Origin of the sequence: Spirillospora sp. CA-142024 (assembly GCF_050942325.1) — a bacterium.
GTDB lineage: Bacteria > Actinomycetota > Actinomycetes > Streptosporangiales > Streptosporangiaceae > Spirillospora.
Window position 1 is genome coordinate 955,994 of the sequence record NZ_CP192077.1, and the last position, 14,436, is coordinate 970,429.

The window sequence follows — 14,436 nt, forward strand, 5'->3', positions numbered from 1 at the left end:
GCTCGTAGGGCTCAGATGGGATACGCGCCTGCGGTGCCGATGGAAGATCGTTCGCCATCCCTTCTTGTTACCAAGAGTGACAGCGGCGCAACAATCAGGCTCGCCCGGCAGCGCCGACTGCCCAGCCGAGGATCGCGCTGGATCACGCGTGATGTACCAGAAGTTCCAGTCGGCTCGTGGGTGGGCCGGCTGGTGCGGGGTTCATGGAGTGTTCACCCGCGTGGGCAGGGAGCTCAGCTTTCGCTGCGATCCGGACAGCTATCTCACTCGGTGAGGTCGCGGCCAACCTCGCCCACCAACGCTGCCACTTGGACGCAGACATCCGCCCTGGTCACCGTGTTGAGAAGGTCATGAACCTCACCGACGGCGGTCAGCGCCGGTTCGAGGTGGTCACGGCCGACGGTGAGGTCTTCACCGCTCCAGTGATGGTCGCCGCGACAGGCGGGTTCGGCCGCCCCCACCGCCCGGATCTGCTGGCCTGCGGGAGTTCGCCAGCACGGTTCTGCATTCATCGGACTACCGGCGCCCAGGACGTTCGCAGGGAGGCGGGTGGTGGTCGTCGGTGCGGGGAATTCCGCCGTGCAGATTGCGATCAAACTCGCTGACCATGCCCGGGTGACCTTGGCCGCCCGGCATCCACTGCGCTTCATGGCGCAGCGGGTTCTGGGCGTCGACATACACATCTGGTTGCAGCGCACCGCCCACAGCAGCAAGGGTAGGCCGATTGATCGCGGGCGGGACACCGCTGGCCGATGCAGTGGCGTTCCGGAACTGGCATCCGCCCGCCGCCTGGTCGAACGCGGCGCTACCGCGACGCTGTGGCAGGCGGCCGCGCTTGGTGACCTGGCCCGGGTCCGACTCCCTGGGCCCAGGTTTTGGCCGAGGATGACCCCGAGGTGTTGGCATTGCAGCGTTAACACGTTGAGGTGCCCGGGAACCCGGGGTGTTCGAGTGCGCTACTGGAACTGTGCCCTGACCCCGCTGGGACGGAATCCTCGGCGAGGAAGTGTCTGTCCGCTTTGTAGCTGCCTCGTGGCCGGTTTTGGCCGGTTGTGGCGTGATCCGCACCTGTCAATCAGTGCGCCAGGGCCTCGCCGACACGCATGACCGGCACGGGCGCTACTCGTTTACCGCCAGCTCGCACCTTTCTCGGCACGGGTACAGCATGACAGTGAATGATCGCAACACAGTCTGCTGCTGAGGAATCGCAAGCAGGTTCGATTCTTGAGGACGCCTTTCTTGAACGTCTCGGTCGTGGCAGCATTATGCTGCTGGTACTTCCTGATCGAAGGCTCCCACTTCCCGAAGGCCCGGACTGGAAGGAGCCGCGGTGCCACTGGTCTATGTACACGGAGTCGGCAACCGTCGCGGATCGGCGAATCTCGCGGTGTCCAAGTATCGGGAAGAGTTGTTTCGGCGCCATTTATTGCCGTCGGTGACGGGCTGCCGCGGCGAACACAAGGTTTACGCGCCTCACTGGGGGGACCTGGGCGGCATACTCGCCTGGAACGGCGCCAGCATGCCTCGCGGCGCAGTGGAGTCCCTCGGTGCTCGGAAGGACGACCCTGTCGCCCTGACGACGGCTGCGGCCATGGCTGCAGCGGAGGCGGGCGGGGCCACCGATCTCGCCCCCGATCGCATTCTCGTGCATCTCGCTCGCACGTCCCTTGCCGATGCCATCGATCTGCTGTTCACCGTCATCACGGACGACGGCCTTCCTGAGGATCAGGCCGTGGAACTGGCCGCCCTGGGCAGCCGGCTGGCGTTCTACTGCCACCAGTGGACATCCGCCGCCGGCGTCGAGGACGGGGGCATCCGGATCTTCTCGTGGCTGGCGGAGGCGCGCGATGACGAGGAATTTCTTGTGCTGCTCGGCCGGCAATTGCAGGCCGCTGAACAGCAGAGCGGATCTCCGGGGACCGGTGTCCGGGAGCAGGAATCATTGGGACCAGGTTCGGCCGCATGGTCCTTGTTGAGCCGGGGGGCACGGCGCCTGCGCAGGACCGCCACCGGAGTGACGACGGGCGCCGGCGTTCGTGGTGCACGACGGATTTTCGGACACCAGGTCTCCGCAGTGTTCGGCGACCTCACCGCCTACCTTGCTGCCCGAGGCACGCCACGGGCACCCGGCCCTATCCTCCAGCGCGTGGGAAAGTCCTTGGAACTTGCCTCCACAGAGCGAGGAGACGACCTTCCCCTGATCGTTGTCGCGCACAGCCTGGGCGGAGTCATCACCCACGACCTGCTGTCGACCTTCCAGCCCAACGTGCACATCGACGTGCTCGTCACCGTGGGGTCGCAGGTGGGGCTGTTCGAGGAGATGAAATTGCTGGCCTCGAGCAAACCCGACATCCCAGGCGACTTGGAGCGGGCCCCTGCATTGTCCAACGTGGACCATTGGCTGAACGTCGTTGACCGCACGGATCCACTGGCCTTCTACGCCGCGCCGATCTTCGACGGGGTCGTCGACTATGCCTATGCCACGGGGAGCGCATGGGCCCACACGGCTTATCTACGGCAACCCAACTTCCATGTGCGCCTAAGTCGCCGCCTGAGCGAAAGATTCGTGCCTCCGTCATGAAAGCAGCAGTACGGACCATCTTCGAGCGTGCTCTACCCGGGCGCCGCACCCACGCCCTCGTCATCGGGGTGGGGGCGTATCCACACTGTGGTGGACAGGGTGTCACGCCGCTCGCTCAGCGAGTGGAGCCGCTGAGTTGCGCTCCTGTCACTGCTCACAAGGTCGCCCGCTGGTTGCTGGAACACCAGCGTTCCGACACCGCCGCGCCGCTGGCCAGCATGGAAGTGCTGATCTCGCCCTATCCGGGACGATCCACCGCTCCCATCGAAGGGACCGTCCCGGCGGCGGCGACTTATGACAATGTCATCGTGGCCTTCGATCGCTGGCTCGAACGCTGCAACCAGGACGAGGACAGCGTCGCCCTGTTCTACTTCTGCGGTCACGGCCTGGCTCGCGACCCGAGCCAGCAATTCTTGCTACTCGAAGACTTCCACGCGAGCAAGAACCGGCCTTTCGACCATGCCGTCGACTACGGCGCCACCTGGGAGGGCATGGCCGGGTGCCGCGCTCGCACCCAGGTCTTCTTCCTCGACACCTGCCGAGAGATCCCCGAAGAGGTCCTGGAGCCGACGCGGTTGTACGGGCGAGCGCTCATAGCTCCGATCGGGAAGGTGTATGAACGCACCTCGGCCGTGACCGTCTATGCGACCGCCCACGGCTATGAGGCGTTCTCCCCGCCGGACGCTCCCACTCCCTTCAGCGAGGCCGTATTGGACACGCTCGGCGGGTTGGGAGCGCGGTGCAAAGGCACCCTGAACGGCCCCTGGCACGTGACCACCGACGCCCTCGGCGATGTTGCCCGAGTGCTGAGTTTCCATTATCCCGATGCACCGCAGCGATCCCATCACGAGGGTGAGTCCTCGGGCGCCGACGTCCTTCGCGAACTCTCCGGGCCGCCGCGGGTACCGCTGCGGCTCCGGTTCGATCCGGGGCACGCCATCGGTTCGGCGAACCTCGAGGTCTTCCGAACGACGGACCGTCAGCTCATGATTCATTGGGACCATCGACCCACCCCCTGGACTGGCCACGCCGAAGTCGGTCACTATGAAGTACGTGCCACGTTCAACGGAGCGCCCTGGCGGGACATCGGCGACCAAATCCTCGTCGACACGCCCGTGCAAGACACCTGTCTGTATGTGAAGGCCAGGCCCTGATGAGCACCACCACAGTGGGTTTCCGCTACACCGGGGAGGATGCGCCCCCGGGTACGGTCTGTGCAGCGGTGGAGGTGATCGACGACGCCCTCAGCGTCGCAGGACGGATCCTCCTGCGAGCCCACGAGACGACGGAAGTCGAGCTGCCCATAGGTAAGAATCTCGTGGCGACCGGACGGACACCGTCCGGCGATGTGCTGCAACAGCATTTCTCCACGGACACGACGGGCCACGGTGATCCCGTTGTCGTCAGCATGGCCCCGCCTCGTTCGGACCGCCCGGCTCCCAGGGGAGGCCGTCGGGCGGAGGTGCGCCCGCGCGTTCGCGAATGGTGCCCCGCACCGGAACAGGGCTGGGTGACTCGGAACGTACATCTGGCTCCCATCCTCGACGGCATCTCGAGGGAAGTCGCGAACCAGACCCCGGAGAAACTTCCACGCTGGCTGGAGATGAGAGCCCCGGACAGCGAAGTCGCCACTCTCACCCGTCTGCCACCGGGCAACGAGGCCGAGATCGCCATGGTGAACACGGGAACGGATAGACCAGAGTGGGTGGTTCGTCTCGTTCCCGGAACGGCCCGCACACTCCTGGCGTACATGCACCATGGCAATGTGGCGGGTGCCGCAACGATCGCGGACGACCATATGAATCGGTATTCGTGGCCCGGCGCGTCCGACATGCCGCTCGTTGATACCGCCGTTGGCTACTTTCTCGTAAGACATCGCCGGGAGAAGGGCGCGGCCGACTGGGTGCGGGAGCTCGCTCGTGCGCAACCGGAGTCGCCTGACGCCGCCCTGCTGAAGCTCCGCCTGAACCTCGCCGGTTCGGCCCCGGACCCTGACACCTACTTTCGGTCTTTGAGGCAGGTCATCGCACTAGGGCTACCGGTGCTAGCGACCGGGCTGCCGTGGCTGGCGGCCTCGTTGCAGCGAGGCCGATACTCGGCGCAAGGCACCGAGAGACCGCCCATGGTCGCCTGGGACCAGGCGCTCGACGAGCTCTGGCGGTGCCAATCTGGAATTCGCCCAGGACTGCTGACGAGCTTTTACATCGATGGAACCCGGCATCTCCCAGATGATCTGACACTATGCGACCTACTTCCGCTCTTCAGGACGCAGGAAGAGGCCGTTCCGGTGCACTGGGCGATCTCCAGGTACGACAGCCTGATCGGGCGAGTGCATGGCTCAGTGGAAACGATTCTCTCGCCCAGAAGGCAAGCGAGCCTGCTGCCACTGGTCGGTGACAAAAGTGCTGACACCGTCGGAGAACAGACACCGGTTGCGGTTGGTCTCGACGACCCGACCTCGACCTCTCCGGAGTCTTATCCCGCCGATCCTGCCGATCTATTCGCGATGCTCTACGATTCCCTGCCGGATGCGATCTTCAGGGATTGGACGGCAACTAGCTGGTACGACGATCAGGAGGTTCGGCGAAAAGCGAATGAGATCGCGGAGACTGTTCTCGAATCGGGCGTACTAGACCCGGACGTCACTGACGCATTCTTGACCGAGCGCGGTGACCTCGGCCGTTTCACGATCCTGCTCGGCCTGGACGACGCGCTCGCCCATGCCAGCCCATACTCCACCTATTTCAACAGCCGCGCCCTGGCGAAGCCCCTAGTCAACTACCTGACCGACGGCACACTCACCGGGCCCGCCACGCCGGGCGCGCTGCTGCCCCGCTGCGCTTTTCCCGGACGGCCGCACGGCCGTCGCTCCAAAGCGGAATTTTTCGGCGTTCACCGCATTCCGCAAGCCGAGTGGGAACGGATCGATCACACCATTCTTTCGGCCGTGCATGATCCGCACTTCAACCGGGACGAGCCGATCGCCGTCGGCTGCGCGCCGGTGCTGGAGACCTACGACGACCTCGAAATCGACTTCGCCGAGCGCGACGGGATCACCGTCTACGGCATGCGCCCGATGAACTCGGCTGGCATCCGCAGCCGGATCAAGGTGATCATCCGGCGGCTGGACGAGTCCGGTGCGCAACTGGCCGTGATGCCGCAGTCATCGCTGTCAGACGCACTGCTCGAGCATTGGAAGGAAGTCGCATTCGATACCGCAGGCTCCGACCGCGAGCGTCACCCACTGCGGTTCCTGCTGGTCGGCAGCGGACCGCTGGGACCGTCAGATCCGCCGCCCAACCGCGCCGTCCTGATCGACCGCTGGACGGGCCAGGAACTGCTCGTCCAGGACAAGTTGTCGGGATTCCCCCTGGATGCCGCGCAGATGCAGTTGTGGCGGCTGCCGGGAGCCCCGCCCGATAAAGCCGCCGAGGAGTACTCCGCCCCCGGGTCGAGAATTAGCGTGCTGGACTCCTCGCTCGGCCGACTGGCCGTGCTGATCACCGAGGATCTCAGCCGCTCAACAGAGTGGGAACGCGAGCTGCAATCGTGCGGCGTCTCACATTTACTCGTCCCGAGCTTCTCCAAGCCGATCCTCCCGTACCGCTGGGAGCAGCAGGGCGCCGAGCGGCAGGTCGCCGCGCTCGGAACTTGGGTAACGGTATCGAACAGCCTCGCTGTGAGCGCGGCTATTCCGGAGGAGGAGTTGCCAGGCAATCGCTACACCTGCCTCGTCGCCGGACCGGCGGAACTGAGCCGCACCAGGTACGCCACGAGTCTGCAGTTCGGCGCGGCGAGCTCAGGTGATCGACTGGGCCAGTTGCAGGGCGTGGGACTGCCGCACGTCTTCCCGGGGGCCGCATACGGGGCCTGGCACGAGCGCTGGCCGCACCGGGTCGCGCCCACTGAAGACGATCAACAAGCAGCTGAGACAGGAACGGACGCCCTGGCGGAGCAAATAATCGCCAAACTCGAAAAGGCCGCAGCGAACGCCGGGGATGAAGGCCGACGCGAGCGACTCGCTCAGACCGTGCGCTGGCTCAGCGGGGACGATCGAGAGATTCTGGTGAAGGTCATCGACGACACCATGAACAGATAACTGACGGGCCAATTCACCAACGTGGAGGCACGTGCGAGAGATCTTCGCTGCCATCGTCTACGAGCACCAGACCGAGGGTTGACCGTCCCGGTTGCCGACGACGATCTGCGTTGCGAACCTGCAGATCCTGTACCGCTCGGATATTCGGTTGGTGCTGCGAGCTGGAATTTTGCTGCGGGGCCGAGCAGGTCGGTCTCCGGGTCGATGAGCAGTCGCCCGGCCGCGTCGGCCGCGGTGTCCCATCCACCGCCGCCCCGCCTCCGAGCCGGCGCAACCAGGCTCAAATGTAGGAGCCGGTTGCCGATCTCAGGACGCCGCGTGAACTTAGGCCCCTTCAGGAGCGCCGGTATAAGGTCTGCGAGGGTCTCTACCTGGAGGGTCATTGCGAGGGCGACATGAATGCGGGCGGCTCCTTCGAGCCAGCGGTACCGGACGAGTGTGTCGGCGAGGAGGAGAATTTCGCGCACCGGATGAGTCGCAGCAACCTCTGTGATGAATGGATCAGCAGCGTTGCGGGACCGAAGCAACTCGGTGGCCGCTCGCTCGGCCCAAGCAAAAGTTTCGCCGGGAACGTCTACGACTACGTCCCACCACCAGGTGTCGCCCCAAGTGTGCTGGCCGACAAAAGTATTTTCTGATGCGGGAGAATGCGCTATTCGCAATTCTGGAGCCTCGCCGAGATCGATTAGTGCGACGCGTAGCTGTTCCGAGATCAGCTCACCGATGCCCTCGGCGCGGGCCAGTGCCTCTTCTATGTCCGCTCCGAGGGTGGAGGGGACGGCGACGTTGTCGAGTGCGGTGGCCAGCTTGGCCGGGCCCGGTGCTTCAGCGGCGCTCTCGATGGCTTGGTGCAGCCGCATGATGTCCCGGTGAAGGCTCCGTCCCCGACTGATTGACTCGGTTAGTACTCCAGCCGCATTTAGTGATCGATGAGGCGTCGTTGTCGTTGGTAGTGGCAGCGGCGGGCGCGGGCTTGGTGGCGGCGTCGCCAGCGTGACCAGTGGATTCGGTGCCCTGGCGGGTGTCGGGGCTGATGGAAATGGGCGTGCAGGCGGCGGATCTCGTTGACGGTGAGCGGGACCAGATCGCCGGGTTCGTCCCGGTCCGCGCTGTCGAGGCGTGATCGTCCCTGCTGGTTAGGCCCCCTGTGTGGCGAGGTCGTCGGCCTCGCCGCCGCCGGTGTCGTTATCGGGGCCTGGAGGCGGGGCGGCAGCCAGGAAGGCCAGGTGAGCGTGGGCGACCATGGCCAAGGTGACGTGCCGGTACCAGGCGATGTGCTTGCGGACCTGGTAGTGATCGAGGCCGACTTCATTCTTGGTGGCCTGGAAGCATTCCTCGACGCTCCAGCGGGAGCCGGCCACCCGCACCAGCTCGGGCAGGCCGACCGGCCGGTTCGCCGCGCACCGGTAGAAGGCCAGGTCGGTAGGGTCGCTGATCGACCGGCGGGCCAGCACCCACTGGTGTTCGGCCAGGTGGATCCACGCCCAGTCGTACCAGCGGCGGCCCTTGGCCCCGTCCCCGCATGAACGCCGCTGCCACGCCGTCTGCGGAACGGCGGCGAATGCGGCATCGGTCCTGGTGCGGACGCCGCCGAGCACGAGCGGGTGGTCGCAGGAGACCGCGAACACGTAGTTCACGCCGCGGCCGGCGCAGCGGTGACGCAGCGCCGTGTTGTCGCCGAAGGCCTCGTCTCCGGTCACCCACCCGAACACCAGCAGCGGGTCGTCGCAGGCGCGTTCGATCATCCGCCAGGCCAGCTCCGGCTTGGTCGCGAACAGCGCACGCTCGGGGACGCCCGCGTCGGCGAGCCGACCCGGTTCGGCGAACCAGGACTCGGGCAGATACAGCTCCCGGTCGATGAGGACCCGCTGCTTATCGGGGTTGACGTAGGAGCAGAACACCCCGATCTGGCAGTTGGTGATCTTTCCTGCGGTGCCGGTGTACTGGCGCTGCACCCCCGCCGAGCGGCGGCCCTTCTTCTCAAACCCGGTGTCATCGACCACCAGCACCCCGCCGGTGTCACCGATCCGCTCGGCCACCTGCGCCCGCAGCGCGTCCCGCACCTGATCGGCGTCCCACTTGGCATGGTTGAGCAGCCGCTGCATCCCGTCCGGCCGCGTGTCCCCGGCGAACTCCGCCAGTGACCAGCCGTTCTTTCGCTCCAGCCCGCTCAGCAGGCCCAGCGAGTACGACCGTGCCCGCAGCCGAGGCTCTCTGCGCCCGAAGAAGGGAGCTACCACCTGCCCGAACAGCTCATCGAACCCATCAGCCCACCCTGCCGGGTCAACATCTTCTACAGTGGGCGGCACGGCCACCGCCGATCGTCTGGTTCCAACACACCCACACGATCACAGCGGTGGCCGCCTTACGTCCCGCCCTCGATCAGACCGAGATCTCCAAGTGCGGCTGGAGTATTAGGACTGCCTGCGCGATTTCTCGTTCCTGCTCTACCTTCCGCAGTTCCGTCGATGTGCGCTGCTCCTGCATGGTCTTCATTGCGAGTTCGGGGTCGAGTGCGGCGAGTCTGCTCAGATCCGGCGGCTGAACCTGCATCGACTCGTCTCGCTCGCGGGTGAGCTGTTCGACCTCGTCCGCTAGCACGATCACCCAAGCTGACAGCAGCCCGGCCAGAGCGGTCGCAGCGAAGAGCGCTTGCTCGGATCGTCGTCGCGCGCGCTCAGTGAGAGACAGTTGTTCTTGCTTCCGGATCAGCTCGTCTTGCAAGTCGATGATCTTGTCTTGGGCCTCAAGGGTTCTTCGCTGAGCCTCGACGGCTACCTTCCGGATGGGAGCCGGCTGATCTGCCAGCCTCAGCACAGGCGTCTGGGTTCTCTGCGTTAGAGCCCACAGCCGCCGCGCTTCGGCGAGATCCTTGTCGCGGCGCAGTGCCAGGTGCGGAGTGGATGCACAGGCTTCAACGACCGCCTCGACGAAGTCAAGCGTCAGCTTCGTCCCCTGCAGGCGCTCGCTGATCGCCGACTCGCTCACACCGATCGCCTTGGCGAGGTCGGTTTGCCGCAGGCCTGCACGGTTCAACTGTCGACGTAGGAAGCCGACGAGCCGGGCGTACTCCTCGGTCGAGGCACGGATTTCGCTGTACCTCCTTCCCCGGCGCTTCCGTGCCTGCTGCTCCAGCGACTCGTCGTTCATGCTCTCCTCGCGGTTGTCCATGGACAACCGCGATTGTTCGTGCACGTCACCTGGCTGTCCAGCAGCTATGAAACCAGTTGGTGAGGACAAAAGGCGAGATGTTCAAACTCCCCGGCATGACCCGACCATGTCAGGAGGAATCATGAACACCGGCAGGCGCCTGATGGATCTGGTGGCCTTCATCGCCGTTCTGGCCACGGGGATCATCCTGGTGGCTGTTGGCGTGGAGCCCGAAGCGCTGGCCATTGTGGTCGTCGCGCTGGGAGGCCTGTACAACGCTTGGAACGGCACGAAGACGGCGCGCAATGACCGGGGCTCTTCGTCCGCCGAAGAACGCGAGTAGGTATGGGTGAGGGTCCGGTCCACCGATCGGGGCCCCACAGCAGCTTGGATCTGCCCGGCAAGACGGCTGCGCAGACGCTTCGTCCTTCCCGAGTTCCCGACCACGCGACGAATCACTACTTTCCCGAGATCGCAACGCTGCCGCGGCGATTGCCTCGCTGCTGTTACACCGCGGTCGAACGGTGCTGCGCGGCATCTCGACCTCGGCATAAGAGGTCGGCGCAATCTTGTATCGGACCCTCGGCGATACTCGCGGACGGCATCGGTGCCGATATAGACGGTCGTCACCGCAACGGTCACGCGACACGTGCCGGTTATCGACTGAGGTAGTTGCGCACGGCGGCGATGCACGCGGCGCGGCGGGTGGCGTCGCGAGGGAAGCGTCGGCTGCACTCGGTGCGGACCCAGGCTGGTCCACGACGTGGGTGCTGCGGCGGTTGTGCTTGTAGGTGAGGACGGCGCGGCGCAGTGCGCTCCTGTCTGTTCATGCATCGGTGGATGCGCCGCCAGGGAGCGCCGCTTGCCGGTGGCCGCCCGGGCTCCGGGCGTTTCTCGGGCCGATGCCGATGGTTCGGCATCATGCCGAGGCTGAGGGAAAGTACGGCCGATATGGTCCGGCCGCTTGGGGATGAGGGTCTGCGCGGTCGGGGACGCTTGGCATCCGTGGCATTCGCACCCCGGTGAGCACGATCTTGATGCCCGCGTCGGCTAGGACCGCGTCGAACAGTTCAGGGAACCTGCCGTCGCGGTCCCGGATCAACCACCGCGCCCGGCACCCGGCATCCTCCAGATCCATGACCAGGTTCCTTGCGGCCTGCGTCACCCACGCGGCCGTTGGATGGGCGGTCGCGCCCAGGACGCGGATCTGGCGGGTGCGGTGCTCGATCACGGCCAGCACGTACAGGCGCGCCCCAGTCAGGGTGACGGTCTCCAGGAAGTCGCAAGCCACCAGGGCGTCGGCTTGGGACCGCAAGAACGATGCCCATGTGCCGGATGCGCGTTCGGGTGCCGGGTCGATCCCGGCCTCCTTGAGGATCTCCCACACTGTGGAGGCGTCGACCTTCACCCGAGGACTAGCAGTTCGCCGTGCACCCGCCTGTACCCCCCGCTTGGGTTTTCGTGGACCAGGCGCAGCACCAGCTTGCGGATGGAACGGACGGTCGGCGGCCGGCCCGGCCGTTTCGGCCTGGATCGGACCAGCATGCCGGCGCCGGACAAGGTCACGGTGCCAACGCAAGCGTGGATGATATTTTCGGCACGCGCACGGTCGGACGACCGATGGATCCACTGCCCCCACGGGAACTGAGCACCGTCGAACCGGTGCGCCTGCATGACGCCGTCACACTCGCACGGCCGTCGATGACGCGCTTCTTCTGGCGATCGAGCAGGAGCTGGAGCGCCGCGCCGAGCCCGGCGATCCCGAGAGCTGGATGTTCGATTGACAAGGGCCTTCTCCGCGCGGCCCGCATCGCGCCCGTCGTTTAGCGCCGCACCGGACGCCGCGGAGGGCTGGGCGATGTCTACGACGCCGACGTCCTCTGTGCAGCTGATCGCCCCGCGAAGGCGGCAGGCGACCCTTCACACCTCAGCCTTGAGGCACTCCGCTCGGATGGTCGCTTCCGCCTGGGTGCTGCGCTCCAAGTAGGACTTGGCCAGCTCCGGATCGACCCCCGCGAACCCCGTTGTAGTAGCCGAAAGGCTCTTGGCCCAACTCCAGGCGTCCACCAACGTGGAGTATGCCCTGTTGAGCTCATCCCAGCGCGGATCCAGGCGCGCCGCCTGGGCGGCCAAGGACGCCGCCTGCTGGTATCCGCGCAAGTTCCTATCCACATTGACCGGACGCGAGTTCTCTGTGGCCGGGTCCTGGTAGAGGCGGGGCTTGAACTCACATGCCTTGCGTGCGTGCCGTAACGCCTCGTCGACGTCACTGCCACCGCATGCCGTGAGGGACAGGACAGTGTTGAGCGCAACAGCCATCGTGACGATTCGCATTGCGGCGATCCCCTCACATCCAGCCGCTCATCAGCAGTTCTCTCTCGGGCCGTATCGCGTCGGCGTCACATCCTGGCACGGCATCCTCCGCCGGATAGAGCGATGGCCAGATAGGGACTACACCAGTGGCGGGAATCCCCGACGCGGTGGGATTGCCGGCACGTCTTCCGTTGGGGCTCCCAGGTCCTCATGTCGTATGCCCATGCGCTGCTGTCCTGCGGGCCGCGGAGGCGGTCGGGCGGTGGGGATCGCCGTGGAGAGGATTCGGCCCGGCAACAAGACCGGTGCGACGTGTGACCAGCGCTACCTCTAAGCGGGGTGATCTTCGAACAAGAGGTGTCACCCCCTACGCGATGGCGGGCGTGTGCCGGGCGCCATCGCGAGAAAACGAGGGTGGCCAGGCCCAATCCGTGCCCGCGAGCAAACATCGAGCAAACATGGGAACGAACCGGGACAGAACCGGCGCCAGGCAAACCGGTCATTTTCTTCGTTTGCCCTGGTCAGGGGTGGTGGGTCGCGTGGGACTCGAACCCACAACCTACGGATTAAAAGTCCAGAGTCTCTCGTATCAGAGCAGTGCTCTCAGAATCAGCCTGTACCACTCTGTCCGCATCCAGGGCCATCGCCGTGCCGCCACATCCCGCTCCGTGCCAGTCCGTTTCGGAACCGCCGAGCAGACAGCGAGCAAACATCCGCTGTCAATCCCCTGAAAGCGTGAAGACGGTGTTATGCCACTTCGGCCCTGAGCTGGGCCATTGAGGCCTTCCGCTGTTCTGCCATCTGCTGTTCGTAGGTGATCGGGGCGAGCCCGTCGTTGGCGCTGTGTCTCCTGCTGGTGTTGTAGAAGTCGGCGATCCAGGTCGCGACCTTGATGCGTGCCTCGGCCCGGGTGGCCAGGCGGTGCCGGTGGACGAACTCGACCTTGAGCGTGGAGTTGAACGCCTCGGCAGCGGCGTTGTCCAGGGCGCACCCGACCCGTCCCATCGACTGCACCACCCCCAGCGCCCGGCAGGCCGCCGCCGTGCGGGCGGCGTTGTACTCCGACCCGCGATCGGTGTGAAAGATGACCCCGTCCACGTTCCCGCCGCGCGCGGCGGCCGCCATCTGCAACGAGGCCACCACCAGCGCCGCGTCATGATGGGCCGACATCGCATGTCCCAGCATCCGGCGGGAGAACAGGTCCTCCACCGTCGCCAGGTAGAGCGGCCCCTGGTCGGTGTCGATCTGGGTGACGTCCCCGCACCACAGCACGTCCGGCGCCACCGCGGTGAACTTCCGGCGCACCAGATCAGGCGCGGCCGGCCGCCGTCCCGGACGGGTCAGCGACCGTCTCTTCTTGGGCGCACGCCCGGCCAGGCCCAGCTCAGCCATCCGCGCCGCGACGGTGTTGACCGACACCTTCCAGCCCGCCTCCCGCAGCCCATCGGTGATCCGCGGTGATCCGTAGGTGCCGCCCGAGGCGGTGAACAGCCGTTTGATCCCCTCGTCCAGCCGGGCGCGCCGCTGCTCGCGTGCGGTGGGCTTGCGGTTGATCCACTTGTAGAACCAGGACTGCGAGACCTCCAGGGCCCGGCAGGTGATCGCATGCGGGATACCGAACGTGGTCCTGCAGGACGCGATGAACTCCGCCACGATCACCGGTTCATCGAGTCCTTCACCCACAGGACCACCGATCGCTTGAGCAGGTCACGCTCCATCTCAAGCTCGGCGCGGTCCTTCTCCCACTGCGCGCGCTCGGCCCGCAACCGGGCCAGCTCCTCGCGTTCGGACTCGCCCAGCCGGTCACCAGCTGCCTGGTCCTGCTGGCGGTCGTTCTTCACCCAGTTGTGCAGCGTGTACGGGCTGATCCCCAGATCCCGCGCGACCTGCGCCACAGGCTTCCCGGTCTCCTTGACGATCCGCACGGCACCCGCCCGGAACTCCGGATCGAACCGGCGTTTCTTGTCTCCCACGACCCAACCATCTCTCTGGTTCAGGTCTCCACGCTACGAGGGGAAGCGCACCGCGGGCACCGACCGCGGATGACAGCCTTGGGGGTTCGTGTCGGTGGCGACACGCCCCGACGGCACATGGCCCCGTTGGTGCTCGATCGGCGATCCCTACTTGATCACGGCCGGTGGTGCGGGTGGCTAGTCCGCTGGCCGGCCGGCGGCAGGTAGTCGTTCGGCGAGTCCTCGGTGGCGTAGCTCGCGGAGAGCCTTGCGGATGTTGGGAGAGGTCAGCTCAGTTGACCCTGGAGATCCGCCACGGTACGTGCGCTGGCCAGTGCGTC

Annotated in this window: 14 protein-coding genes; 5 read left to right on the forward strand and 9 right to left on the reverse strand. The window is 65.9% G+C overall.

The window, feature by feature from the left end; all coding sequences use genetic code 11:
* Nucleotides 1–263 precede the first annotated feature (263 nt).
* Entirely contained in the window at nucleotides 264–461 is a 198-nt protein-coding gene (locus ACQPZP_RS04835; protein WP_433476424.1) for a hypothetical protein, read from the reverse strand.
* Between the two features lie 55 nt (nucleotides 462–516).
* A complete protein-coding gene (locus ACQPZP_RS04840; protein WP_433476425.1) occupies nucleotides 517–705 on the reverse strand; it encodes a hypothetical protein in 189 nt (62 codons plus the stop codon).
* Nucleotides 706–1,330: 625 nt separating this feature from the next.
* Between ACQPZP_RS04840 and ACQPZP_RS04845 the strand changes: the two genes are divergently transcribed.
* From ACQPZP_RS04845 to ACQPZP_RS04855, 3 genes are read left to right on the forward strand one after another with little or no spacing between them, the layout of a single operon-like run.
* Complete coding sequence (locus ACQPZP_RS04845) at nucleotides 1,331–2,581, forward strand: hypothetical protein (RefSeq protein WP_433476426.1); 1,251 nt, start codon at nucleotides 1,331–1,333, stop codon at nucleotides 2,579–2,581.
* Nucleotides 2,578–3,735, forward strand: coding sequence for a caspase family protein (locus ACQPZP_RS04850; protein ID WP_433476427.1), 1,158 nt, complete (start codon nucleotides 2,578–2,580; stop codon nucleotides 3,733–3,735). The genes ACQPZP_RS04845 and ACQPZP_RS04850 overlap by 4 nt, the downstream gene beginning before the upstream one ends.
* Nucleotides 3,735–6,680 (forward strand): hypothetical protein, encoded by a 2,946-nt coding sequence (locus ACQPZP_RS04855; RefSeq protein ID WP_433476428.1) that lies wholly within the window; start codon nucleotides 3,735–3,737, stop codon nucleotides 6,678–6,680. The genes ACQPZP_RS04850 and ACQPZP_RS04855 overlap by 1 nt, the downstream gene beginning before the upstream one ends.
* Here ACQPZP_RS04855 and ACQPZP_RS04860 read toward each other — a convergent pair.
* On the reverse strand, nucleotides 6,605–7,540 hold the full coding sequence (locus tag ACQPZP_RS04860; RefSeq protein ID WP_433476429.1) for a hypothetical protein: 936 nt from the start codon (nucleotides 7,538–7,540) through the stop codon (nucleotides 6,605–6,607). The genes ACQPZP_RS04855 and ACQPZP_RS04860 overlap by 76 nt on opposite strands.
* A gap of 140 nt (nucleotides 7,541–7,680) precedes the next feature.
* On the opposite strand from ACQPZP_RS04860, the gene ACQPZP_RS04865 reads away from it, so the two are divergent.
* The gene (locus tag ACQPZP_RS04865; protein ID WP_433473080.1) at nucleotides 7,681–7,803 is read left to right on the forward strand and encodes a hypothetical protein; all 123 of its coding nucleotides are present in this window, start codon (nucleotides 7,681–7,683) and stop codon (nucleotides 7,801–7,803) included.
* A 13-nt stretch (nucleotides 7,804–7,816) separates the two neighbouring features.
* Here ACQPZP_RS04865 and ACQPZP_RS04870 read toward each other — a convergent pair whose 3' ends face one another.
* Nucleotides 7,817–8,932, reverse strand: a complete 1,116-nt coding sequence (locus tag ACQPZP_RS04870) for an IS701 family transposase (RefSeq protein ID WP_433479551.1) — start codon at nucleotides 8,930–8,932, stop codon at nucleotides 7,817–7,819.
* A 130-nt stretch (nucleotides 8,933–9,062) separates the two neighbouring features.
* Nucleotides 9,063–9,851 carry a helix-turn-helix domain-containing protein gene (locus ACQPZP_RS04875; RefSeq protein WP_433476430.1) on the reverse strand — a complete coding sequence of 263 codons (789 nt, stop codon included), beginning with the start codon at nucleotides 9,849–9,851 and terminating at the stop codon, nucleotides 9,063–9,065.
* Nucleotides 9,852–9,972: 121 nt separating this feature from the next.
* On the opposite strand from ACQPZP_RS04875, the gene ACQPZP_RS04880 reads away from it, so the two are divergent.
* Nucleotides 9,973–10,173, forward strand: a complete 201-nt coding sequence (locus ACQPZP_RS04880; RefSeq protein WP_433476431.1) for a hypothetical protein — start codon at nucleotides 9,973–9,975, stop codon at nucleotides 10,171–10,173.
* Between the two features lie 576 nt (nucleotides 10,174–10,749).
* Here ACQPZP_RS04880 and ACQPZP_RS04885 read toward each other — a convergent pair.
* From ACQPZP_RS04885 to ACQPZP_RS04900, 4 genes are all read right to left on the reverse strand, one after another.
* A complete protein-coding gene (locus tag ACQPZP_RS04885; protein ID WP_433476432.1) occupies nucleotides 10,750–11,238 on the reverse strand; it encodes a hypothetical protein in 489 nt (162 codons plus the stop codon).
* Between the two features lie 512 nt (nucleotides 11,239–11,750).
* Complete coding sequence (locus tag ACQPZP_RS04890) at nucleotides 11,751–12,164, reverse strand: hypothetical protein (RefSeq protein ID WP_433476433.1); 414 nt, start codon at nucleotides 12,162–12,164, stop codon at nucleotides 11,751–11,753.
* Nucleotides 12,165–12,890: 726 nt separating this feature from the next.
* On the reverse strand, nucleotides 12,891–13,802 hold the full coding sequence (locus ACQPZP_RS04895; RefSeq protein WP_433476417.1) for an IS3 family transposase: 912 nt from the start codon (nucleotides 13,800–13,802) through the stop codon (nucleotides 12,891–12,893).
* A complete protein-coding gene (locus ACQPZP_RS04900; RefSeq protein WP_433476418.1) occupies nucleotides 13,799–14,116 on the reverse strand; it encodes a transposase in 318 nt (105 codons plus the stop codon). Before ACQPZP_RS04900 ends, ACQPZP_RS04895 begins: the two co-directional genes overlap by 4 nt.
* Nucleotides 14,117–14,436 lie beyond the last annotated feature (320 nt).